At 40.0% G+C, this 22,520-nt stretch carries 22 protein-coding genes and 1 riboswitch; of the genes, 3 read left to right on the top strand and 19 right to left on the bottom strand.

The annotated features are described in order from the left end of the window. Window positions 1-44: 44 nt before the first annotated feature. The 18 genes from G0Q07_RS15430 to G0Q07_RS15345 form a co-directional block, all read right to left on the bottom strand. A complete protein-coding gene (locus G0Q07_RS15430) occupies window positions 45-2,306 on the bottom strand; it encodes an aconitate hydratase (RefSeq protein WP_163347810.1) in 2,262 nt (753 codons plus the stop codon). A 308-nt stretch (window positions 2,307-2,614) separates the two neighbouring features. Continuing rightward, window positions 2,615-4,090: a phytoene desaturase family protein gene (locus tag G0Q07_RS15425; RefSeq protein WP_163347808.1), complete on the bottom strand. Its 1,476-nt coding sequence runs from the start codon at window positions 4,088-4,090 to the stop codon at window positions 2,615-2,617. After that, window positions 4,087-4,830, bottom strand: a complete 744-nt coding sequence (locus G0Q07_RS15420; RefSeq protein ID WP_163347806.1) for a tetratricopeptide repeat protein — start codon at window positions 4,828-4,830, stop codon at window positions 4,087-4,089. Before G0Q07_RS15420 ends, G0Q07_RS15425 begins: the two co-directional genes overlap by 4 nt. Beyond that, the gene (locus G0Q07_RS15415) at window positions 4,806-5,897 is read right to left on the bottom strand and encodes a glycosyltransferase (protein WP_163347804.1); all 1,092 of its coding nucleotides are present in this window, start codon (window positions 5,895-5,897) and stop codon (window positions 4,806-4,808) included. The genes G0Q07_RS15420 and G0Q07_RS15415 overlap by 25 nt, the downstream gene beginning before the upstream one ends. Window positions 5,898-5,899: 2 nt before the next feature. Continuing rightward, window positions 5,900-6,454, bottom strand: a complete 555-nt coding sequence (locus G0Q07_RS15410; RefSeq protein WP_163347802.1) for a lysophospholipid acyltransferase family protein — start codon at window positions 6,452-6,454, stop codon at window positions 5,900-5,902. A gap of 70 nt (window positions 6,455-6,524) precedes the next feature. Then, window positions 6,525-7,187 (bottom strand): carotenoid biosynthesis protein, encoded by a 663-nt coding sequence (locus G0Q07_RS15405; protein WP_163347800.1) that lies wholly within the window; start codon window positions 7,185-7,187, stop codon window positions 6,525-6,527. Next, the gene (locus G0Q07_RS15400) at window positions 7,184-7,864 is read right to left on the bottom strand and encodes a lycopene cyclase domain-containing protein (protein WP_203532569.1); all 681 of its coding nucleotides are present in this window, start codon (window positions 7,862-7,864) and stop codon (window positions 7,184-7,186) included. Before G0Q07_RS15400 ends, G0Q07_RS15405 begins: the two co-directional genes overlap by 4 nt. A 6-nt stretch (window positions 7,865-7,870) precedes the next feature. After that, window positions 7,871-8,344, bottom strand: coding sequence for a sterol desaturase family protein (locus G0Q07_RS15395; RefSeq protein WP_163347795.1), 474 nt, complete (start codon window positions 8,342-8,344; stop codon window positions 7,871-7,873). Then, entirely contained in the window at window positions 8,341-8,877 is a 537-nt protein-coding gene (gene idi, locus G0Q07_RS15390) for an isopentenyl-diphosphate Delta-isomerase (RefSeq protein WP_163347793.1), read from the bottom strand. The genes G0Q07_RS15395 and idi overlap by 4 nt, the downstream gene beginning before the upstream one ends. Further along, complete coding sequence (locus G0Q07_RS15385) at window positions 8,874-9,710, bottom strand: phytoene/squalene synthase family protein (RefSeq protein ID WP_246222914.1); 837 nt, start codon at window positions 9,708-9,710, stop codon at window positions 8,874-8,876. The genes idi and G0Q07_RS15385 overlap by 4 nt, the downstream gene beginning before the upstream one ends. 202 nt (window positions 9,711-9,912) lie before the next feature. After that, window positions 9,913-10,668, bottom strand: coding sequence for a tetratricopeptide repeat protein (locus G0Q07_RS15380; protein WP_163347788.1), 756 nt, complete (start codon window positions 10,666-10,668; stop codon window positions 9,913-9,915). Between the two features lie 6 nt (window positions 10,669-10,674). Then, window positions 10,675-12,498 carry a BatD family protein gene (locus G0Q07_RS15375; RefSeq protein WP_163347786.1) on the bottom strand — a complete coding sequence of 608 codons (1,824 nt, stop codon included), beginning with the start codon at window positions 12,496-12,498 and terminating at the stop codon, window positions 10,675-10,677. 173 nt (window positions 12,499-12,671) lie between these two features. After that, a complete protein-coding gene (locus G0Q07_RS15370) occupies window positions 12,672-13,490 on the bottom strand; it encodes a tetratricopeptide repeat protein (RefSeq protein WP_163347784.1) in 819 nt (272 codons plus the stop codon). A gap of 60 nt (window positions 13,491-13,550) precedes the next feature. After that, entirely contained in the window at window positions 13,551-14,582 is a 1,032-nt protein-coding gene (locus G0Q07_RS15365) for a vWA domain-containing protein (RefSeq protein WP_246222913.1), read from the bottom strand. Between the two features lie 11 nt (window positions 14,583-14,593). After that, entirely contained in the window at window positions 14,594-15,589 is a 996-nt protein-coding gene (locus G0Q07_RS15360) for a vWA domain-containing protein (RefSeq protein ID WP_163347782.1), read from the bottom strand. Window positions 15,590-15,595: 6 nt separating this feature from the next. Then, entirely contained in the window at window positions 15,596-16,591 is a 996-nt protein-coding gene (locus G0Q07_RS15355) for a hypothetical protein (protein WP_163347779.1), read from the bottom strand. Between the two features lie 6 nt (window positions 16,592-16,597). Next, on the bottom strand, window positions 16,598-17,476 hold the full coding sequence (locus G0Q07_RS15350) for a DUF58 domain-containing protein (protein ID WP_163347777.1): 879 nt from the start codon (window positions 17,474-17,476) through the stop codon (window positions 16,598-16,600). A 131-nt stretch (window positions 17,477-17,607) separates the two neighbouring features. Further along, a complete protein-coding gene (locus G0Q07_RS15345) occupies window positions 17,608-18,603 on the bottom strand; it encodes an AAA family ATPase (RefSeq protein ID WP_163347775.1) in 996 nt (331 codons plus the stop codon). A 463-nt stretch (window positions 18,604-19,066) separates the two neighbouring features. Between G0Q07_RS15345 and G0Q07_RS15340 the strand changes: the two genes are divergently transcribed. Next, complete coding sequence (locus tag G0Q07_RS15340; protein ID WP_163347773.1) at window positions 19,067-19,441, top strand: hypothetical protein; 375 nt, start codon at window positions 19,067-19,069, stop codon at window positions 19,439-19,441. 70 nt (window positions 19,442-19,511) lie between these two features. Here G0Q07_RS15340 and G0Q07_RS15335 read toward each other — a convergent pair whose 3' ends face one another. After that, window positions 19,512-19,952: an Hsp20/alpha crystallin family protein gene (locus G0Q07_RS15335; RefSeq protein WP_163347771.1), complete on the bottom strand. Its 441-nt coding sequence runs from the start codon at window positions 19,950-19,952 to the stop codon at window positions 19,512-19,514. A gap of 639 nt (window positions 19,953-20,591) precedes the next feature. On the opposite strand from G0Q07_RS15335, the gene truA reads away from it, so the two are divergent. Both truA and G0Q07_RS15325 read left to right on the top strand, forming a co-directional pair. Continuing rightward, window positions 20,592-21,344 (top strand): tRNA pseudouridine(38-40) synthase TruA, encoded by a 753-nt coding sequence (truA, locus tag G0Q07_RS15330; protein WP_163347769.1) that lies wholly within the window; start codon window positions 20,592-20,594, stop codon window positions 21,342-21,344. 84 nt (window positions 21,345-21,428) lie between these two features. Beyond that, a riboswitch (cobalamin riboswitch) is annotated at window positions 21,429-21,631 on the top strand. A gap of 72 nt (window positions 21,632-21,703) precedes the next feature. After that, the gene (locus G0Q07_RS15325) at window positions 21,704-22,510 is read left to right on the top strand and encodes an ABC transporter substrate-binding protein (protein ID WP_163347766.1); all 807 of its coding nucleotides are present in this window, start codon (window positions 21,704-21,706) and stop codon (window positions 22,508-22,510) included. The last annotated feature ends 10 nt before the right edge of the window (window positions 22,511-22,520 follow it).

The following is a 22,520-nucleotide window of genomic DNA, read 5'->3' as shown; positions in this document are numbered from 1 at the left end:
GCACAACTCCCAAAGTAGTTTTGCGCCACGGCAAGAAATTTTGATTATTGATTTTGTCGTTTTATTAAATTCAGTGCTGATCCTGCTTTGAACCATTTAATTTGTTGCGCATTGTAAGTGTGGTTCACTTTAATGGTATCTTTAGAACCATCGTCATGAACGACTTCTACTGTCAATTGTTTGTCCGGTGCAAAATCTACCAGATCAATAAAATTAAAGGTATCGTCTTCCTGAACCAAATCGTAATCGTTCTCATTGTCGAAGGTTAATCCCAGCATTCCCTGTTTTTTCAAGTTGGTTTCGTGGATTCGGGCAAACGATTTTACAATTACCGCTTTTACGCCCAAATGACGTGGCTCCATTGCAGCATGTTCGCGCGATGACCCTTCACCATAATTATGATCGCCAACCACCACCGTTGGAATTCCTTTGGCTTTGTACTGGCGCTGTACGGCAGGTACTGCATCGTATTCGCCGGTAAGCAGGTTTTTAACTTTATTCGATTCTTCGTTAAATGCGTTAACTGCACCTATCAGCATGTTATTCGAGATGTTATCAAGGTGGCCACGGAAACGTAACCACGGACCGGCCATTGAAATGTGGTCGGTTGTACATTTACCTTCTGCTTTTATCAGCAGTTTGGCACCTGATATATTTTTCCCGTCCCAGGCTTCAAACGGATACAGCAGCTGTAGACGTTTCGATTCGGGAGAAACTTCTATTTCAACACTCGATCCGTCTTTTGCCGGTGCCTGGAATCCCGGATCTTTTACATCAAATCCCTTACTTGGTAATTCTTCACCTGTTGGAAGATCAAGTTTTACTTCAACGCCATTTTTGTTTGGCAACGAATCGCTTGCAGGATTAAAATCCAAACGACCGGCAATTGCCAGCGCTGTTACCATTTCGGGCGATGTTACAAATGCGTGGGTATTCGGATTTCCGTCGGCACGTTTCGAGAAGTTGCGGTTGAATGAGTGTACAATCGTATTTTTTTCTCCCTTTTCTGCTCCGGGGCGTGCCCACTGGCCAATACATGGTCCGCAGGCGTTGGCAAATACTTTTCCGCCAATTTTCTCGAAAGTATCGATAAATCCATCGCGTTCGATGGTGTAACGTACCTGTTCCGATCCTGGTGTAATGGTAAATTCCGATTTGGTTACCAATCCTTTTTCTTCGGCTTGTTTGGCAATCGATGCTGCACGCGAAATATCTTCGTATGATGAGTTCGTACAGCTGCCAATCAACCCCACTGAAATATCCATTGGCCATCCGTTGGCTTCAGCTTCTTTTTTCATCTGCGAGATAGGAGTGGCGCGGTCGGGAGTAAAAGGCCCGTTCACGTGTGGCTCCAGTTCCGAAAGGTTAATTTCAATTATCTCGTCGTAATACTTTTCAGGATTTGCATAAACTTCGGGGTCAGCGTCGAGGTGTTCTTTTACTCCATTGGCCAGTTCAGCCACTTCTGCTCGTCCGGTAGCGTGTAAATAACGCTCCATACTTTCGTCGTAAGCAAAAATACTTGTGGTAGCACCTACTTCAGCACCCATGTTACAAATGGTCCCTTTTCCGGTTGCTGAAAGCGATTTGGCACCTTCGCCAAAGTATTCGATAATAGCTCCGGTTCCACCTTTTACAGTAAGAATACCGGCAACTTTTAATATCACATCTTTTGGAGCAGCCCAGCCACTCAATTTACCGGTGAGTTTTACACCAATCATTTTTGGCATTTTGAGTTCCCAGGCCATTCCTGCCATCACATCAACAGCGTCGGCACCACCAACTCCAATAGCCACCATCCCGAGTCCTCCTGCGTTAACGGTGTGCGAGTCGGTTCCGATCATCATTCCGCCCGGGAATGCATAATTTTCCAAAACCACCTGGTGAATAATACCGGCTCCCGGTTTCCAAAATCCAATTCCGTACTTATTCGAAACGGATTCAAGGAAATTGAATACCTCAGCATTGGCACTTTTAGCTACTCCAAGGTCGGCTTTCCCTTCAACCTGCGCCTGTATCAAGTGGTCGCAATGTACCGTTGACGGAACAGCTGTTCGTTTTTTTCCTGAGTTAATAAATTGAAGTAATGCCATCTGTGCAGTTGCGTCCTGCATGGCTACCCTATCGGGAGCAAAATCAACATAATCTGCTCCGCGTTTAAATGCAGCTAATTCCTGCGCTGCAAACAGGTGAGAATAAAGAATCTTTTCTGCGTAAGTCATTGGCTTATCCAGAACAGCTTTGGCTTTTTTTACCTTCTCGGGGAGTTCTGAATATACTTTTTTTATTAGGTCTAAATCAAACATAAGATATTTAGTTTTTTTGAATATTGTCGACGTATTATTTGTCGCTTTTACTAACAATAAATATCGTGAAAAGTTGACTTAATTCCTATAGAATTTTATTATTACAGTTCACTGATATCGATATATACCGCATATAAATAAACCATAATATAGCTTTTCTATTTGTAATTTTTATCACACAACAGAGCTCTCGGTTTTTGATATTTATCAATTTCGGGAAGTGAAGCAATTGAATATTTCTTACGTGTTGATTTTCAGCTTGTTATTTAGTTGTTTTGTTTCGCAATGGAATTTCATATATTGTTATGTTATGAAACATGTTGCTGAATACGCTTAAAAGCTAGTTTTGAACTGATTATGGCCATTGGTATTCCCGCACCCGGAACGGTGGATGCACCCACATAGAAAACGCTTTTGAATTTCTCGTCAACATTACGTGGACGCATAATGCCAATTTGGTTCATATTATGCGAAAGTCCCAGTCCGCTGCCACGATGTAAATTAAACCTGTTTTGCCATTCCTCTGGCGTGTAAATGGTCCTGGATACGATTTCATCTTTTATGTTCTGTCCAATCCTTTTTGAGAAATCTTCGAGGATGCTGTCTACAATTTCGTCTTTATCCGACCAGTCTTGTTTGAAATATAGGTTGGGCACCGGGCATACAAAAAACAGGCTTTCGCAACCTTCAGGAGCGCATTCGTTGTTGTGTTTCGAAAGTACATTAACATAGTAATACGGTTTTTGTAAAGTTCCCGGATTCTTTATAACATTCTCTGCATAATCTTTATAATTCGTTCCCAAATAATAGTTGTGATGATTTACCTGTGGCAGTTTTCTTTTCAGCCCGATATAAAAAGTAAGATAGCCCATTGTCCAGCTCATTTTGTCCAGCTTTTTTAGAGCATAAGAAGAGCGCTTAAAAATATTACCGCGGAACCAGGCAGCATCGGAATTGATCAGATAACTATCAGCCGACCACGATTTTCCGTTTTGATCAGTCAGTGATTTTAAAGTACCGTTTTTTTCCTCGAATCCTTTAATTTCTGTGTTGTAATGTATTTTGACTTTTTCCTTGTTAAGCACATCCACAAATCCTTCAATTATTTTATACATTCCTCCCTTTACGTTGTAATAACCATCGTGTCGGAACTCAGTGTACGAAAGTAGGCTGTAAATGCCCATAGTATCGAATGGGGTGCGGCCGAGGAAAAAGGCTACCAGCGAGATAATTTGCTGCGCCTTCGATGAAGAAAAGTATTGGGTAACATGTTTCCAGAAGCTTTTGAATAATACAGGAATATGTACCGGATTTACCCGCATTAAAGCCCAAACATAACCCGCCAGCGAATCGAAGTTTTGTTTGATAACAATATCAACCGTGTCGTGAAAAAGCGCCCCGGATTTTTCCATGTAGCGTTCAAATTTTTCTTTAAAATCAGGTTCGATATCGGCAAATTGTTCTGCCAGTTTATCAATGTCTTTGTATAAAAAATAGGTCTTATCGTCGCCTCTGAAATTTACCGTGTATAACGGGTCCAGTTCCACATATTCAAACGGAAGCTGAATGCCACATTCTTTGGCAAATTCTTCGAACTCGTATGACATGCTGAAAAAACTCGGACCGGTATCAAAAGTAAACCCATCCTTTTTAATCTGGTTTAGCCTTCCGCCAGCCTGTTCGTTTTTTTCCATAATCTCAACATCGTATCCGTTTTTTACCAATCGGATTGCTGTTGCCAATCCGCCAATGCCGGCACCTACTATTAAAACTTTCCGTTTCATCTCTCTTTCAGTTTCGTTTTTACATTAGGATAAAGTTCGTCTTTAACCCATTTAAAGTTGGGCTCGAATTTTAAAGCTTTTTCGTACATCGCTTTTGCTTTTTCGTATTCGCCCATTTCGTCATACGACTGGCCTGTTAAACTCAGCAAGCTCAAATAATTCCAATCATTTTCCAATTCTGTGGGTTTCTTTTCCATCTGTTCAATAGCCAGCAAAAAGTGTTCAATGGCCACTTTTTTCGATCCGCCAAACACCGCAGGCATATAAAAATACGTATTTCCGTATTGCACATGCGCAAAAGCCAAATCATTATTTAACTCCAGTGCTTCGTTAACACGTTTAATGCATCTTCTGCCGTAAAAAGGAGCCTTTATTGGTTGAATGCCAATTTTGAATCCCCAGAAAGCAGCTTTGTAGGCATTGAGTAACGCCGGATTAAAATTGTTTTCCTCCAGTATTTCCAGGTTGTTTTCTGCCAGGTTGAGATAATTCTTTGCCTCATCTTTATTGTTGGCGCCTAAACTGTAGCCGATGTAACCGTATTGGTAATTTACCAGTTCGATGAGGTAGTCAGCATTTTTTGTTTTATGCTCTTCCAACCTGTCGATAACTGTTTTCCACTGCTCCATTCGGTCACTAATGTAGGCTTGATAAATCTTTTCTTTGTTCGAAGCAAAAACACTTGTGGAAAGAACAAAGAGCATAAAAAGAGATGTTATGATATATTTCGTCCTTTCCATTGGTATGTTTTTTTTGATTTGTTGAGAAATGCTTTCAAAATAAAAAGTCCCAAAACCACTTGTTGAGGAATGGCCAGCACCAGGTTTTTAAACGGGTTTTGATGGCTAACAAAAGTAATTAAAACGCGGATGGCTATCAGCATAAAAAAATAGGTGTAACCCAGTTCATTTGGAAATGCGATAAGAACCGGAATAAATCCCAGCGTGGTGATCAGCCAAAAGAATACCGCCACTATTCCGGAGTCTCCAAAAAACATAATTACATTTTTTGAAAAGCCATTCACAGCTTCATTAAACGAGCTGTACATACGACAAGTAATAGAATGATTACCCGCTAAACATGCTATTTTAATTCCTTTTTGTTTGAAGAGTCGAGCTGTTGAAATATCTTCCACTTTATTATCGCGAAATGTTTGGTGTGGTTGATTTTTACGGTATGTATTTGCATCAAACAGCATAAATTGCCCGTTTGCAGCTGCCATCGATGAAAAGGGTAGAACCCGCACAAAAACCAGAGGCAATAAACTCAACAGTATAAAATTCATATTCGGAACGGTCAAATATTCGCCCCACGAATACATGTTTTGTTTCGGGAAAATGGAGAGCAAACCAAGCTGGTGTTTTTTTACTTTGGCAATTGTTCCGGAGATAATTGCTCCCGAAATTCGTACATCGGCATCCAGAAACAAAAAGTAATTTCCTTTTGCTTTTTGTGCCAATTGGTAACAACCATAGTTTTTCCCCAGCCAACCATCCGGAAGTCCTTCTGAATTGATGAGATGAATCCGTTGATCTTCTTTTGTGTAGGATTCAACAATTTCACCGGTTTTATCATCCGACTGATCGTTAAAAATCAACACCTCAAAATTTTTCCATTCCTGATTTTGAATGTCCTTCAGTAAATGACCTATATTTTGTTCTTCATTTCGTGCCGGAATAAGAATTGAAATGAGTGGATTAAAATCTTTCGAAGAAGCAGAAAGTGGCTGCCTGAAAATTGCATTTAGCAAAACAACCCAAAGTTGAATTGCCGTAAAAATGAATATGATCCATGCAGCAATAATCATTGTTAAACTTCTTTTTTAGCTTGTGCCGCCAAACACTTTTTATAAAAAGTATTGTAGGCGTTTTCTAACTCTTTTAATTGGTGTGAACCGTTGTAGTGAAGCAGGTTGAAAAAAGCATGTGCTTTGGCATCAGCAAAATAATCGATGAGGTTGGCCTGGAAAATAATCTGTATATCATTTTTTGTTCGTTGCAATATCTTTTCAATGCCCTTTTCAAAAACAAGGTTGTCCTGATATATACTTTTTATTTTTCCTTGCGGAAAAAGTAAAACCAGATTCTGCGCATCAGACAAAAGTTCTGCTGTATAATGAAACGTTTCGATAACTGATTTTGAATTTTTCTTGATGGAAAAGCCGCCGGTATATTGGAAAAACCAGTTTTTGCGAAGTTCTTCCTCAAGCATCATAAAATGGTATTTCCGTTTAAACAGTTGCTGATTTGCATATAAAGTCCATATGCCATCCCACCAACTCACGTGATTACAAATCAAAAGAATGGGCAAGCCCTTGTCGTGTATTTCTCCATTAATTGAAAACGACTGAAAGTGCCGTTTCATTTTCCAAAGCACGTAGTGTCTGAAAAACGGATCGAGAAGAAAATGATGTTTAGCTTTTATTATCAACGTTTTAGTTTAAAGTTAAAAGTAACAAGACAAAAAATAAAGCCTGAATTCCAAAAACCACTGGCGCTATGCGGTTTCTTGTATTTATTTTCAATAAATGAACGGTCAAGGAAAAGAGCAGGGCCAAAATAAACCAGGCCACATAATTTTGTATCGGAACGGAAGATGTGCTAAATGTCCACATGGCTAATTTGGGTGCGACTTGTTCGAGCAGAATATCATAGCTTAACATTAAAACCGATGCACCAAAAACTTTTCCAATCGGATTCCAATTAGTTTTTTCCAATACCGAGTTGGAGACATAAACGAGCAATAACCAGTTTATTCCGATAATTAGCGGCGTGTTAAAAAGTTTTAGGCCCAAACCGTGCCCGTAAGTGTAGTTCCCAAAAATACTTCCGGTGTTTACACCAATTAATTCAACAATAAAACTTGCAACATAAATAAATAGAAAGACCAGAATTGTTTTTGCTGAGAATTTACTATGAAACAAGGCTACAATCACGCTGCTTAATAACAAGGCAAATGGCGTTAAATGCACAAATAACGGGCGGGTAGTAGGTATGGCAAGACCAACAAATCCTACCGAATAAAATATGATGATAAAAATTACAACATACCTGAAATTCGCTTGGATTGAATTTGCTATTTGTTTTAAACCGCTCATTTACTAACGATTTTTTTAAGTTGTTCAATCAGCAAAAGGTTGTATAAAATCATACTAAAAGCGTAGGCAAAATCTTCAATAGGAATGGTGAAAAAGCGCAATCCAAGGTTTTCTCTGTTGTTATACCAAACTACTTCTCCGTCAATAAACGAGCCGGTTAAAATTCCGTTTACGATTAAAAAGGGAACAAGAATTACTCCGAAGGTGATAAAAAATGATCGGGTAATTCTGCTGTTTAAAAGCAGGGCGAGTAGTAAAACAACCGCCAGTTTTAGCGCAATGTAAAATGTGTAACTTTTATCGGCGTTAAAAATGGCTATCAGCACATTTATTAAAATAAGAGCTATCAGTAATCCTTTATTCCATGACTTTTGCAATTCCAGCTTTGGAAAATATTCCCGAATGGATTCATGCAAAAAAATGCTGGCATACGGAATAACCACAAAAAACAGGATTTCTTCCAATGGCAGAGAAAACAAATAGATACCCGATAAATAATCAGGATTAAATCCCCAAACGCCCCGGTTAGTGAGATTCACATCGAAAATTATATACACCAAAGCCACCAACAAAATGGAAGGGAAAACATATTTCCACTTTTTGTAAAACTGCAATCGTTTATCAAAACTAAGCAGCAAAGGCACTGCGCCGGAAGCCATAAGTAATATAAAGTACAATGACATTTATTTCTTTAAAAAACGAAATTGAAAGATTAGTAATCCATAGTTGTCAAAATCGCGGATGTTCTTACCGCGATGGTGTGCCAGGTGTGCCTCGCGCACTGCCTTGAGGTATTTGTTTTTTGTATGTGTTAAAAAAGGAATATTCAGTCGTTGATGTATCATTACATCGTGAATGGCAAAATAGGTTAGCCCATACAAACTAATTCCAATACCCAGTGCAATTAGTGCTGAAATATTGAAGAAGAAACCAATTATTAGAACGATAATTGCCGGTATGGCATACACCAGAAAAAAATAATCGTTCTTTTCAAAACCCGGTTTGTAGAGTTCTGTTTGAGACGCATTTTTTTTGTGATCGTTCACGTGGTGGTCGCGGTGCCATTTCCATAAAAATCCATGCATCACAAATTTATGATTCGACCAGGCTACGAACTCCATAAAACAAAAGGCTGCTATGACAATTATAATGTTCACTTTTTTACGTTTATATGTTCTTCCACTCGTTTATATATCTTTTTAAACCATACGGTATAATTCTGAGGATTGTTCTTTACATCCTTTTTTAATTCCCCGAAGTCGATGTATTTCCAATTTGAAACTTCATCGGCATTTGGTTGTGGCTTTTCATCGCTAAATCCAATAAATACACGGTCGAGTTCGTGTTCGGTAAGCTGGTTATCCAGTTCTTCTTTATAAATAAAAGCAAATATTTCCTGCAGTGAGGCCTGCATTCCCATTTCCTGCATTAGTCGGCGGTTGGCAGCATCAATATTGGTCTCGGCCGGATAGGGGTGACTGCAACAGGTGTTGGTCCAAAGTCCGTTGGAGTGGTACTTGTTTAAAGCCCGCTGATGAATCAGCCATTCACCTTTCGAGTTGAAAATAAAAACAGAAATAGCACGGTGGAGCAGACCTTTTAGGTGCGCCTCCATTTTTTCCATTTCTCCAAGTACATTGTCGTTTTCATCAACCAGAATCACTTTTTCTATTTTGTTGTTGTTCGTCATACGAGTCGGAGATTATAAAGTGTTTTTGCTTTTACCATGATCAACATTTTTTGATAGTTTGGAATTCGTACCCGGCTTTGCATGATAACGGAGGCAGGTGTTTCCTTCAGTTTATTTAGTAATAAACGGTAATAATAATAAGCCAACAATACGGCCAGTTTCGATTTGCCGGGCAGCTGTTTTATTCCATCGTAAGCGGTTTCAAAATCTGCTTCAATATCTTTTACGATAAGTTGTTTTCCTTCATCGCAAAAGGTGATACTGTTTAGTTCAGGGAAGTAGTTTCGACCAAGCGTTTCAGTGTCTTCACGAAAATCCCTTAAAAAGTTTACTTTTTGAAAAGCTGATCCCAGTTTCATTGCAGGAGTTACCAGCTCATTGAATTTTTCCTGGTCACCATCGCAAAATACTTTCAAACACATCAGTCCAACAACATCTGCCGAGCCGTAAATATATTGGTCGGCTTCCAGTTTTGTTTTGTATTCTTTCTTTTCCAGATCGTATCTCATACTGGTTAAAAAAGCATCAATATGCTCCGGAGAAATATTGTACTTTTTTACGGTATCTTGAAAAGCCTGAAGAACCGGGTTTAGACTGATGCCCCTTTTCATCGCGTCTTTAAAGTCTTCTTCAAACTTATTCAGGAGGTATTTTTTGTCATTTTCGTGAAAAGTGTCTACTATTTCATCAGCTAAACGAACAAAACCATAAATACTGTAAATAGCATCGCGATGTTGTTTTTGCAATAAACTTGTAGCATACGAAAAGGAAGTGCTGTAACTGGATGTTACAACTTTCGAGATCTTTATTGAACAGGCGTTGTACAATCTCATATACATTCTGGTTTCATGTTCACTACTACTGTAATATACTAATAAAATCGCAATGCACTAAAATCTCAACAGTCTGATAGAATCAGATGGTTTTAAAAATAAAGTATATGCGTATTATTTGTAAACTATCAACGCACGATGACGTGACTTTGTTTACTACAAGTGAGTTAAAGGTGTGGGGGACAAGAAGTAAAGTGTATTGTTATATTCTAACAATACAAGAGTCTGGCAGCCATCCCTGGTTTCCATCAGCCAGTTTTATTTCTGTCCAGGTATCGAGCTGATCGGTAATTTCCAGTTTTAATCCTTCGTAAATTAGGAACAAGTCGGTGCCGGTTTCACTTGGAGAGCTTTTTACCGTAACGCGCGGACAAAATACAATAGCAGTATTTCGGTTATTTATCCTGGCTTTTTGCTGTGCGGCATGCGAGAGTGCAAATCCTGACAAGAGGATGGCGAAAATTCCAATCCAAAACGAGAGGCGTTTTACGGCAACTGTTTTGCTAAAGAAAAAACCGCCGAGCAGCAACAAGAACAAAATAAACGACGCAATGCTGATGGTTGCCCAGGTATCGGCCGGATATTTATTAATTATCGAATTTTTCCAACGCAGGAAAAATGGTTTAGGCAATTCTTCAATTTGAGTAACAACATACTGGTTGGCTATTCTAAGGTTAAAAGTAATGTCTTCATCGTGCGGAGCCAGAACCTTGGCACGCTCGTAATTTAAAATGGCGTTGTTAATGTCTCCGGTTTTAAAGTAGGCATTTCCCAGGTTGAAATATACCTTTGCCGATTCTTCTTCGGTGGCTAAAATCTGCTCGTATGTTGATACGGCTTGCTGGTATTCTTCAGTAGTATAAAAAGCGTTGGCTTTCGCCCAAAGTTGCTCATTTGTTTCCTGTGCGAAAACAAAAAACGGAGCTATAATTAATAGTAATACTATAATTTTTTTCATCGTTCTCTAGCGTTTAATTTGTTTTTCAAAACGGCTCATTGTCGTCTCAGCCTTTTTATACAAATCTTGTCGTGCTTCTGATCCTGCAACCGGAGCGTATTGTGCAAATTCACACTGGTCAACCACTTCTTCAAAGTCTTTTATCACTTCTTCCGAAACGTTGCTGTCGTTCAGTTTCGCCACTGCACTTTCGCGGTTCAGGTCGGCAACCGGAATTCCTAACTTATCGCTTAAATAGCCCCAGAAAGCTTTTAAAATAGCTTCGTGGAAAGCTTCGTCGTTATTTTGTTTCATATAACCGGCAGCTGCTTTCAAACGTTTTACAGCCACACGGCTGGCTTTTTTATTACGTACCAGTGCAATGTTGGCATTTTCGCGGGCCTTTTTACGGTACACGAAATACAGTACCACAAACATTACGGCAGTAATCATGTAGAGCAAATAAAAGATGGTGCTTCCGTAAAAAGTATGTCCTTTTACCTGCAACATCGGTTTGCCTGATTTGATGAAACGAATATCCTGTCCGATCAACTGCAGGTCTTCTTTGCGGCGTGAGCTGATAACTGTAGTTGATTGCTCTTCGGTTCCTTTTTCAACATGTAGCGTGTAAGTATCGGTTGATTTGGTTACATACTTTCCTGTTGAAGGATTAAAGTACGCAAACTTGATTGCCGGAATTTCATAGTCGCCCTCAAAACGTGGCTGAAAAAGGTACTCAATGGTTTTATTTCCCGAAACGCCGTTGTCGTTAGCTTGTACATTATCGGTTGCACGCGGATCGTAAACTTCAAAATCGCTCGGCAATGTCAGTTCCGGTGAGCGTACCAGACGAATATTTCCGTTACCGGAAATATTCATTGTAAGTGTAACCGCATCGTTGGTGGTAACATCAGTATTGCTAATTTCCGACGAAACATTAAAGTTACCCACACCTCCCATGAAATTGGCCGGCTCGGTTGGCAGGTCTTTTACATTTACCGAAACGGCATCGCTGGTAACGCGTGCTTTAACTGTGCGGTAATTATCAAAAAAGTCATCGAAGAAACTACGTGCTTTTACCCGCTGCCGAATCAACAGCGCCATGCTGAAAGGCTCAATGGTTAATTGTCCGTTTTGTTGTGGGAAAAGAACAGTTTTTTTCAAAATTCCTACCTGGTAAATTTTATCATTGTACACCTCGCGGGTGAAATTTATCTGCTGCGGAATATCAATATCCTGGGTGTAAAAACCTTCGTATGTTGGCAGGTTTACCTCATCAAAACCATGAACAGGAACGTTGGGATTTACATATAGTTTTACTGTTGCAATAATTTGCTCGCCACGATAAACATTGCGTTTGCTTAAATCAACACGCACAAACAGGTTGTCCTTATCCAGGTCCACATTTTGCGGTGTACCCTGTTGTGGCTGTGTTGTGCTTCCCTGCGATTGGCTGGGTTGCGATTGTGCTTTTACTACCTGAATGGACAATGAATTGGATTCGAACACTTTACCGTTTACCTCGATCGATCCCGGGCGGATTTCGAAAGTTCCCTCTGATTTGGCCCGCAAAATATAAGTATACGAAAACGTTACCTCCGAAGTAGTTTTTCCGTTAATCGTTTGAATACTTGTTGACTGGCCCGTGCTTGGACCCATTAAAATCTGGAAATTGTCGCTTAATCCCGGTGGAAGCTGTAAATTTGTTCCCCTGTCGTTAATCTGGAAACTCAGCCTGAATTGTTGTCCCATTTCTACGGCACTAGGTGCCGACATGGTAAAACGGGTTTGTTCGGCCCGGGCTGCAATTGCCGCGCAAAAAAGAAAAATATATATTACCAGTTTCTTCATCATTGTATCAAAGCCTACAAAATTATTGTTTTTGTTCAATTGCTTTAGTCTGAAATCAATTAATCACTAATCCTTAATAATTAATCTTTTATCGTTAATCCCCCGACGCCTCGGTCGGGATTTGGCTGTGGCCGATTTTCAATTCGACCAACAAAGCTGTTCTCCACTTTCCTCTACCATTCTTTCTCCGATCGCGTACGTTTGGCTTTGGCAGCTTTCGCTTTTTTCACCTTATCCTGAATATCGCGTTCGTCGTTTTGCAAGGCCTGCAACAGTTGTTCAGCATCCTGTTTCGAAATTTTATTTTGCTGAGGTTGTTGCTGTTGCTGCTGGTCTTTATTCTGGTCTTTGTTCTGATTTTGGTTCTGATCCTGTTTGTTTTGATCTTTATTCTGATCCTGCTGGTCTTTGTTTTGGTCTTGGTTATCCTTATTCTGATCGTTTTTATCCTGATTCTGATCTTTGTTCTGGTCCTTATTGTCTTTATTCTGATCTTGGTTTTGATCTTTATTTTGCTGCTGTTGCTGTTCTTTTTTCTTTTTCAGCATTTGCGCATAGGCCAAGTTGTATTTTGTTTCCAGATCATCGGGATTTTCGCGCAGTGCTTTTTTATACGACTCGATACTTTCATCCAACTTTTCCTGCATCAGCTGTGTATTTCCCAGGTTGTGATTAACACGGGCACGTTCATCAGGCTCTTCCATCTTTTCTGCCAATTCTGAGAATTTACCTTCGGCATCTTCAAATTTTTGTTGTTTGTACAAAGCATCTGCCAGGTTGTAATTCCACTTCAAATCTTCCGGACGTTTCTCCAACGCTTTTCGGTATTCGGTTTCAGCATTACTGTATTTTACGGTATCAACTTTCATGGTGTCGCGCACGGCTTCCATAAAAAGTTTGTTTCCGTTACGTACAAATTTCCGCTCGTTTTGCCCAAATACAGTTACTGAACACGTTAGAATTATTAATATGAAATATATTCGTTTCATCATTTTTTCATTTGTCATTAGTCACTTGAAGTCTTCCAACTTCGTGCTTCCAACTTCCTTCCTTTATCCAAACAATTTTATTCGCTTCAAATATTTGTTTTTGCGTTCAAGAATTACAAACTCAAGCAACAATAAAAACAATCCCACTGCAAAGAAATACTGGAACTGGTCGTCGTACTCCGAAAAAGTGCGTGTTTCCATTTCCTGTTTTTCCATTTTATTTATTTCATCGAACAGGGCGTTTAATCCCACCTGCGCATTATTGGCACGTACATAAATTCCTTCACCGGCAGCAGCAATTTGCTCCAGCATTTGTTCATTCAACTTTGTTACCACCACATTTCCGTCGCGGTCTTTCAAATAATCGGTTTGCCCGTTGCGTAACACCGGAATCGGTGAACCTGATGGCAATCCCATTCCAATCGTGTGCACAATAGCACCTTCTTCCAATGCTGCCTGAGCTGATGCCAATGCATCGTCTTCGTGGTTTTCGCCATCCGTGATAATTACAATCGCTTTATTGGCTTCGCCGTTCGGTGTAAACGATTTACGTGCCAAATCGATGGCAGCTCCAATGGCTGTTCCCTGTTTCGGAACGATTTGCGTATTCACCGAATTCAAAAACAGTTTTGCTGAATTGTAATCAGTAGTAATTGGTAGCTGTGTGTAAGCATCGCCGGCAAATACGATTAAACCGATCTTGTCATCCTTTAAACGGTCTACCAGCCTTGAAATTGCTCTTTTTGCACGTTCCAAACGATTGGGCTGAATATCTTCGGCCATCATACTGTTCGAAACGTCAAGCGCAATCATCAGCTCAACACCTTCGCGTTTCTCTGTTTTTAATTTCGATCCGAACTGCGGTCGGGCAATTCCAACGATAAAGAAGGCCAGTGCCAGCATTAGGATGATAAACTTAACAACAGGACGGTTGCCTGAACTGTATGGCATTAACTGCCCCAGGATTTCCTGTTGGCCAAACTTTTTTAATGCACGGCGGCGCGAAATTCGCGACCAGACAAAAAACAGTGCCAGCAGCGGAATTACTAACAATCCCCATAAATATTCGATATTTCCAAACCTAAACATTTCCATACTTTATCAAATTATGGGATACTTCTAAATAGGGTTAAACGCATAAACAGACTTGCAATCAAAAACAGTGCCCCAAGTAAGGCAAATGGCATAAATTCTTCCGACTTGCGGCTGAATTCGCGCACTTCAATTTTTGATTTCTCCAATGCATCAATTTCTTTATAAATCTCTTCCAGCTTGGTGTTGCTGGTTGCTCTGAAATATTTTCCATCGGTAAGCGATGATATTTCCTGCAGGGTTTCTTCGTCAATTTTTACGGGCATGTCGCGCAACTGTATACCAAACTGTGTTTGCACAGGGTAGGGTGCCGTTCCGATACTTCCAACACCAACCGTGTAAACCCGAATACCAAAGGTTTTGGCAATTTCGGCAGCCGTTACCGGCGCAACTTCTCCACGGTTGTTTTCTCCGTCGGTAAGCAAAATTACCACGCGGCTGATGGCTTCGCTGTCCTTCAAACGTGCAACCGATGTTGCCAGTCCGTTTCCGATAGCTGTTCCATCTTCAATCATGCCACTTTCAATATCTTTAAACAGGTTGAGCAGCACGGCACGGTCGGTTGTCAGCGGACACTGCGTAAATGCTTCGCCGGCAAAAACCACGAGGCCCATGCGGTCGTATTCGCGCCCTGCGATAAATTCCATGGCCACATTTTTTGCCGCCTCCAAACGGTCGGGCTGAAAATCCTGCGCCAGCATCGAACTTGAAATATCGAGTGCAATTACAATGTCGATACCTTCTGTTTCGCTGGTTTCCCAGTTCCTTGATGATTGCGGACGAGCCAAAACAACCACAAAAAAACTGATGGCGATAAGCAGGCACAGAAACACCAGGTGGCGTAAATAATGCCTAATGGTTTTTGGGGCTTTTATTACCGAAGCGGTGGATGAAACCTGGATGCTTGCGGTATTTTTTTTCTGCCTGAACACATACCACGCCACCATGGGAATCAATACCCATAGAATGTGGAACAGCTCAGGGTTTTTAAATGTCAATCCTTCAAACATCTCTTTTTATTTTATCTCAACTTCTTCAACACTATCATCATTATCGGTTTTCTCTTCCGCCTTTTTCTGTTCCTCTTTCTTCGTGTCGTTTACAAAGAAATAGGCATTTACCAGCGACAGGTTATCGTCGTCGGGCAGCGGCTGATACTTGGCGAATTTTACCAGGTCGGCGGTTTGCAGCAATTGCGTAAGATTGGCAAAGTTTTTATCGCTAACCAGTCCTTTTTGCCGGCGGAAACTTTCAATGGTTTCGTCGCTGGTTTGCTCCATTGCCCGAATGCCAAAACGATCTTCGATATATCCACGCAGCGTGTCGGTAAGCTCACTGTAGTATTGTTTTGTCTTGCCTTTCTGCCACACCTTTTCCGTTTTAATACGATCCAGTTCACGCAATGCAATAATGTGCGCCGGTTCTTTTGGTTTTGCCGGACGCGCAAAAATCGGCTTGTTGTTTTTCTTCCGTTTAATGGAATATAAGAGGAAGAATATAATCGCTCCGATAAGAATCACTCCCAAAATGTAAGGCGTTACTTCTTTTAATGTCAACGGAGCATCGTAAGGCATTTTAATGTCGGTAGGCCCTTTTGTGGTGTCGATTTGCATGGTGTAAACATTCAGCGTTACACCGTTGCTTGGGATGGAGTCGATCGTTCCGTCAACATCAATTTTAAACCAGTAGGGCGGGATACGATAGCTTCCACTGTCGAAACTGGTAATGGTGTACGACTGAATTTGTTTCATCAGCGCTTCATCGTCGAGCTCAAAAGTGTCGACACCCGAACGGCTGATCACTTCAATCAGGCTGTTAATTGTATCCGGAACCGCCGGAAACTGTACGTTTACATCTTTCGGGTGATCTACTTCCAGGAAAAGTTTTACCTGATCGCCAATCAGAATATTTGCAGAATCGAGGCTGGCAGTGGCTTTTATTCGCTGTGCCTGCGTTGTTCCTGCAATTAGAATTGCTGTAAACAGAAATAATATTTTTAATCTCAATTGCATGCTTCTCTATTTTAATGCCCGTCTTTTAAAAAGGGTCATTAACGATTTTACATAGTCTTCGTTGGTGTTTATCGATACAAAATCAACACCACTTTTTTTGAACATCACATCCAGCCGCCCCATGTGTTTTATCCACCAGTCGGCATAAATTTTTCGTGTTTTTCGCGAACTGCTGTCTACCCAAACGTAGTTGCCTTTTTCAGCATCTTTAAGCTTTATCATCCCGATAGAAGGCAGTTCTGTTTCGCGTTTGTCGTATACGTTCAGCGCTACCATATCGTGCTTATTGTTGGCGATAGAAAGTGCCATTTCCAGGTCTTTGTTATCGTCCATAAAATCGGAAATTATAAAAGCAGTGCAGCGCTTTTTAATGGCGTTGGTCATGTAGCGAACAGCCTCGGTAATGTCGGTGCCGTTACTTTCCGGGTGAAATTCGATCAATTCGCGGATAATACGCAGAATGTGGCTTTTCCCTTTTTTGGGCGGAATGAATTTCTCGATCTTATCCGAAAAGAAAATCACTCCAATTTTGTCGTTGTTTTGAATAGCCGAAAACGAAAGCACTGCAGACAGTTCTGTAATCACATTTTTCTTCAGCTTTTCAAACGAACCAAATTCGCGCGAGCCGCTCACATCAATCAGGAGCATCACAGTGAGTTCGCGCTCCTCTTCAAATACTTTTATGTATGGATGACTGTAGCGGGCGGTAACGTTCCAGTCGATGTTGCGAATGTCGTCGCCAAACTGGTATTCGCGTACCTCCGAGAAAGCCATTCCTCGCCCTTTAAAAGCACTGTGGTACTCGCCGGCAAAAATATTGCGCGACAAACCACGTGTTTTTATCTCAATCTTCCGTACTTTTTTTAATAAATCAGTTGTTTCCATTAAAAGCCCCCTTTCCCTTCGGGATTTTCCCCCACCGTGGGAAATGTAGATGAATATTTTTTTTATTTATAATCATTTTATAATATCTCCGGCTCTTTCTTGTTCTCCCCCTTTGGGGAGTCAGAGGGGCTTTAAGGTACTTCTACCTGGTTTAAAATGTCAGTAATAATTTCTTCCTGTGTAATGTTGTTTGCTTCAGCTTCGTAACTCAATCCAATACGGTGGCGTAATACCTCAGGGCAAACAGCGCGCACATCTTCAGGAATTACATAACCGCGGCGCTTAATAAAAGCAAAAGCTTTTGCAGCTTGCGCCAAACTGATTCCTGCCCTTGGTGATGCTCCGTAGGATATCATATCGGCATATTTTTCCAGCTTATATTCATTGGGTTCGCGTGTGGCAAAAACAATATCAACAATGTATTTCTGAATTTTTTCATCCATGTATACATCTTTCACCACGTTGCGGGCTTTCATAATGTCTTCCGGTTTCAGAATTGTTGACGTTTCCGGAAATTGTGCCAGCAGATTTTGATTAATGATCTGGCGCTCTTCCTCTTTATTCGGGTAGTTAATTACTACTTTCAACATAAAACGGTCGACTTGCGCTTCGGGTAATGGGTAAGTACCTTCCTGCTCAATTGGGTTTTGTGTGGCCATAACCAGAAAAGGCTCGTCGAGTTTAAAGGTCTCGTCGCCAATGGTAATCTGACGTTCCTGCATCGCTTCAAGTAGTGCTGATTGTACTTTTGCTGGTGCACGGTTAATCTCATCAGCCAAAACGAAGTTGGCAAATATTGGTCCTTTCTTTATGCTGAATTCTTCTTTCTTTTGGCTGTAAATCATTGTTCCCAAAACGTCGGCAGGAAGTAAGTCGGGTGTAAACTGAATACGTGAGAACTTCGCGCTAATGGTTTGCGCCAATGATTTAATGGCAAGTGTTTTTGCCAATCCCGGTACTCCTTCTAGGAGAATGTGTCCATTTGAAAGCAGGCCTATTAGCAAACTTTCAACCAGGTGTTTTTGTCCTACAATCACCTTGTTCATTTCCATGGAGATCATATCCACGAACGAACTCTCTTTCTGAATTCTCTCGTTCAATTCTTTGATATCAACTGTCTGATTCATTCGTTTATAATTGTTTATTTTTTTTACAATAAAGTTATTTCTCTCAATTTCTCTGGTTTTCTGAAGTAGGCCGGAAGACAGAAGACGCGAGCGTCTTTCAGTATCCGAATATTTTATTTCTCAGAATGAAATTATAATACCCATTTCTAAAAAACCGTTCTTCTAATTTTTCGAAAGCACGAAAATAAAAGAATGCAGTCATAAAAAGCCTTTATTTGTGTTAAAAAATTTTAAGTTGTTAAATAACTGTTTTTTGTAACGTTTAAATGCTTCTGAATTACTGACTATTATTGAAATATTTTAAATTTGTATTGTGTTTGGCAGTTTGGACGCCTGCCTAAATAACACTTTCAAAAAAAAATATATATCTGAATCGTAGTATTACACTGCATGGGGAGTATGATTGTATATTTTCTCTCTTTAGCAATTTGTGTGGTGTGTGCGTTAATAATAAAGAGTAGTCATGACAGAATCAAAATTTAAATATGAATACAAAGATCGTATTGTATTTAAATATTATTTTGGTTTAGTTACTGTTGAAGATGTGAGGGAGTCGTGGCTTTCAGCAATAAATCAGAATTTGTTTCCTGATGATGTTATTGGGTTTGTTCTTGATTACCGCAAAGCTAAATTTGATATAGCACCCGGCAGGCATAACGAAATTCCGGAGTTCTACCATCAACACCCCGAAGTGTTTGAAGGAACAAGAGTTGCCATTGTTACTGTCCGTCCTGAAGATGTGGTGTACCCCATGTTAATTCGGATGAAGGACAAAGGATACCAGTCGATACCATTTAGCACAATAGAAGCTGCCATTAACTGGGTAAGCGGATTATAAGCTGTTATTTTTTATCGCATAAAAAACGCCGCCTGACAATTACCAGGCGACGTATCAAAACAACAAATCATTAAGAAATTTTAATTTGTCTTTCCGGCTGTGGTTTCATTTCTTCGCGTTTTGGCAATTCGATATGTAAAATACCATTGTTGTATTTTGCCGAAATTTTTTCGCCAATTACAGCATTTTCTGCAACTGTGAATGAACGTTGAAACGATTGGTAACTAAACTCTTTACGTGTGTAGTTCTCATTTTTTTCTTCTTTTTCGTTTTTCTTTTCCGAAGAAATGGTAAGTACATTGTTTTTAAAATTCACATTAAAATCGTTTTTACTCATTCCCGGAGCTGCAACCTCAATAACAAAATCATCGTCGGTTTCTTTTACATTAACTGCCGGTAACGAAGTGTTTGTGCTCGAAAAATTCGATTGATTCCAATCCATCAATTCATTGTTAAAAAACCGGTCAAAGACTGATGGAAAATACGGTTCGTTTCTTCTTGCTAATTTCATGACTTTATCCTCCTTTTACTTTATGGTTAAACAATTTATTGAACGTTGTCGGAATACAAAAATCAAAAGTTGTACCAGGCATAATTTGCTGAAAATATTACAGTGTTATCTGTCTGTATGTCATTTGGTTAAGTGCTGATAAAATGATTGTGTTGACATTCAGGAAATTATTTTAGTGTCAAAATTTCAGTCCGAACGTTTTATTGTTAAGCAACATCTTTATTATTCTTGTTTTTAATGAATTAAATCCTTAATTTTAATTTATAAAAGTTGACTGACCCATTTTAAGGGCCGCCAAATAAAAACTACAATGAAACAGTTTTTTATACTCCGTTAAAATTTAATGTATGATTATTTGGATGGACAAATTAATTACTGATTACATATACAAAATGCATTCGAAACTCAAGGGATAAGGATTATAAAAGTTAATGAATACTTTCAAAAACTTTTAGGCTTCGATCTGAAGCCGCGTGTTTGGGGTTAACAGGGGCCGCCTCTCTGCAAAAGAGAGGCGGTTATTTTTTGTAAAAACTTATATCGATTTTTGTCCCGACGCGGTGGTCGGGATTTCAACCAGCATAGCTGATCTCAACTTTCAACTTTTTCTGTAATTTTACGCACTGTTAAAAGAAAAAAATGCCAGAACGCTACTTTTTACAACTTAGTTACAAAGGAACCAATTACCATGGTTGGCAAATTCAGCCTAATGCTGTTTCTGTTCAGGAGGTGATGGAGAATGCACTATCGAAGATTTTGCGCGAAAAGGTAGCGGTGGTTGGAGCCGGACGCACTGATGCCGGTGTACATGCTTCGTTTTTTATTCTGCATTTCGACATAGAAAATGGGATTCCTAAAAATCTGGACATCGTTTATAAACTCAATAGTTTTTTACCCTCCGACATTGCTGTGCAAAAAGTCTGGCAGGTTGATGAGGAGGCGCATGCCCGGTTTAGTGCAACTTCGCGCACCTATCATTATTTTATCTCTACTGAAAAGGATCCGTTTGCCACTGAAACGAGTCACAAATACCTGAAACCGCTTGATGTGGATAAAATGAATCAGGCAGCCCAAAAATTATTTAACTACACCGATTTTACCAGCTTTAGCCGGCTGCATACCGATGTGAAAACCAACAACTGCAAAATAATGAAGGCCGAGTGGACGCGGCATGGTGAACGATTACAGTTTACCATTAAAGCTGATCGGTTTTTGCGTAATATGGTGCGCGCAATTGTGGGAACTTTGCTGGAAGTGGGGCAGGGAAAACTTAGTATTGAACAGTTTTGTAAAATTATTGAAAAGCAGGATCGTGGTGCGGCAGGTGCATCAGCGCCGGCCCAAGGATTGTTTTTGGTAGATATTGGTTATCCCGAGAATATTTTCAAATAAGGCCGCATCTAAATCATTAGGGTAATAATCTCATCAAAAACAGAAAAGAAATCAGAAAACTTTCCGGCAGAAAAGATTCTGCGTATATTTGTCAGCGAGTTTGGTTCGATGGTTTATAGCAACTATAAACACGATGAAAAGGGAATTCGGTGAAAATCCGAAACTGTACCCGCAGCTGTAAATCCTAAGCCTGATCATTACTCACGCCACTGTCGGTTCGGCCAATGACGGGAAGGCAATGATCAAAGGGGATAAGTCAGAAGACCTGCCAACAATATAGATGAACGAACTTCGGGAAGAAAGTTTTGGGAATCAATCCATTGATTTCTGCATTTGATTTCCTGTTAATATTAAAAAGGATGAGGTATAAATTTATCTTGTTATTGCTGATTGCCGCCAGTTCGGTGTTTGCACAAGACGTGAAACGTGTAATTTCGCTTGCACCATCGATTACTGAAAATATTTACCTAGTTGGCGGGAAGGATAAACTTGTAGGTTGTACAAGTTATTGCACACTGGCAGTTGAAGATGGTGTTGAGCAAATTGGATCGACAGTGGATGTTAACGTGGAGAAAATTTTTGCGCTGAAACCTGACCTTGTGCTCACCATGAAATTAACCAAACCACAGGATCTAGCTAGCCTTGAAAAGCTGGGATTAAAGGTTCAGGTAATGGAATCACCACGAACATTTGACGAGATTTGTGAGCAAACAATGCAAATTGCGAAGCTGATCGGTAACGAGGATCAGGCAAAAAAGGTAGTAGCCGATGCCAAAGAAAAAGTTACGGAAATTCAGAAGAAGTCAAAACGATTACCATCGTCAAAAATATTCTTTCAGATTGGTGCAAATCCCATTTTTACTGTACTTGATAAAACGTTCATGAATGATTTTATTCTGTACTGTAATGGTGAGAATATTGCCACGGGTCTTGAACACGGAACAATGACACGCGAAAGTATTCTTTTGAAAAACCCGGATGTAATTATTATTGCGGAGATGGGCGGTTTTGGTGTTGAGGAGCAAAAAGTATGGAACAATTACAAAGGAATGGAGGCTGTAAAAAAGAACAAGGTTTTTTTAATTTCTTCAGAGACATCGTGTAGCCCGACTCCTGCAAATTTTGCCAGTGCATTGAAAGATGTTTACCGTTTTGTAAGCGAGTAACAGCAAAATT

The organism is Draconibacterium halophilum (assembly GCF_010448835.1).
Classification (GTDB): Bacteria; Bacteroidota; Bacteroidia; order Bacteroidales; family Prolixibacteraceae; genus Draconibacterium; species Draconibacterium halophilum.
This window is presented reverse-complemented; position numbering and strand designations above follow the sequence as displayed.

Excerpts from the sequence above, each read along its gene's own strand:
- G0Q07_RS15405 (WP_163347800.1), bottom strand. The coding sequence starts at position 7,187 with ATGAGCGGTTTAAAACAAATAGCAAATTCAATCCAAGCGAATTTCAGG.
- G0Q07_RS15370 (WP_163347784.1), bottom strand. The coding sequence starts at position 13,490 with ATGATGAAACGAATATATTTCATATTAATAATTCTAACGTGTTCAGTA.
- G0Q07_RS15410 (WP_163347802.1), bottom strand. The coding sequence starts at position 6,454 with ATGAAACGGCACTTTCAGTCGTTTTCAATTAATGGAGAAATACACGAC.
- G0Q07_RS15355 (WP_163347779.1), bottom strand. The coding sequence starts at position 16,591 with ATGCAATTGAGATTAAAAATATTATTTCTGTTTACAGCAATTCTAATT.
- idi (WP_163347793.1), bottom strand. The coding sequence starts at position 8,877 with ATGACGAACAACAACAAAATAGAAAAAGTGATTCTGGTTGATGAAAAC.
- G0Q07_RS15325 (WP_163347766.1), top strand. The coding sequence starts at position 21,704 with ATGAGGTATAAATTTATCTTGTTATTGCTGATTGCCGCCAGTTCGGTG.
- G0Q07_RS15365 (WP_246222913.1), bottom strand. The coding sequence starts at position 14,582 with ATGGAAATGTTTAGGTTTGGAAATATCGAATATTTATGGGGATTGTTA.
- G0Q07_RS15345 (WP_163347775.1), bottom strand. The coding sequence starts at position 18,603 with ATGAATCAGACAGTTGATATCAAAGAATTGAACGAGAGAATTCAGAAA.
- G0Q07_RS15430 (WP_163347810.1), bottom strand. The coding sequence starts at position 2,306 with ATGTTTGATTTAGACCTAATAAAAAAAGTATATTCAGAACTCCCCGAG.
- G0Q07_RS15425 (WP_163347808.1), bottom strand. The coding sequence starts at position 4,090 with ATGAAACGGAAAGTTTTAATAGTAGGTGCCGGCATTGGCGGATTGGCA.
- G0Q07_RS15360 (WP_163347782.1), bottom strand. The coding sequence starts at position 15,589 with ATGTTTGAAGGATTGACATTTAAAAACCCTGAGCTGTTCCACATTCTA.
- truA (WP_163347769.1), top strand. The coding sequence starts at position 20,592 with ATGCCAGAACGCTACTTTTTACAACTTAGTTACAAAGGAACCAATTAC.
- G0Q07_RS15335 (WP_163347771.1), bottom strand. The coding sequence starts at position 19,952 with ATGAAATTAGCAAGAAGAAACGAACCGTATTTTCCATCAGTCTTTGAC.
- G0Q07_RS15350 (WP_163347777.1), bottom strand. The coding sequence starts at position 17,476 with ATGGAAACAACTGATTTATTAAAAAAAGTACGGAAGATTGAGATAAAA.
- G0Q07_RS15380 (WP_163347788.1), bottom strand. The coding sequence starts at position 10,668 with ATGAAAAAAATTATAGTATTACTATTAATTATAGCTCCGTTTTTTGTT.
- G0Q07_RS15415 (WP_163347804.1), bottom strand. The coding sequence starts at position 5,897 with ATGATTATTGCTGCATGGATCATATTCATTTTTACGGCAATTCAACTT.
- G0Q07_RS15420 (WP_163347806.1), bottom strand. The coding sequence starts at position 4,830 with ATGGAAAGGACGAAATATATCATAACATCTCTTTTTATGCTCTTTGTT.
- G0Q07_RS15385 (WP_246222914.1), bottom strand. The coding sequence starts at position 9,710 with ATGAGATTGTACAACGCCTGTTCAATAAAGATCTCGAAAGTTGTAACA.
- G0Q07_RS15375 (WP_163347786.1), bottom strand. The coding sequence starts at position 12,498 with ATGAAGAAACTGGTAATATATATTTTTCTTTTTTGCGCGGCAATTGCA.
- G0Q07_RS15340 (WP_163347773.1), top strand. The coding sequence starts at position 19,067 with ATGACAGAATCAAAATTTAAATATGAATACAAAGATCGTATTGTATTT.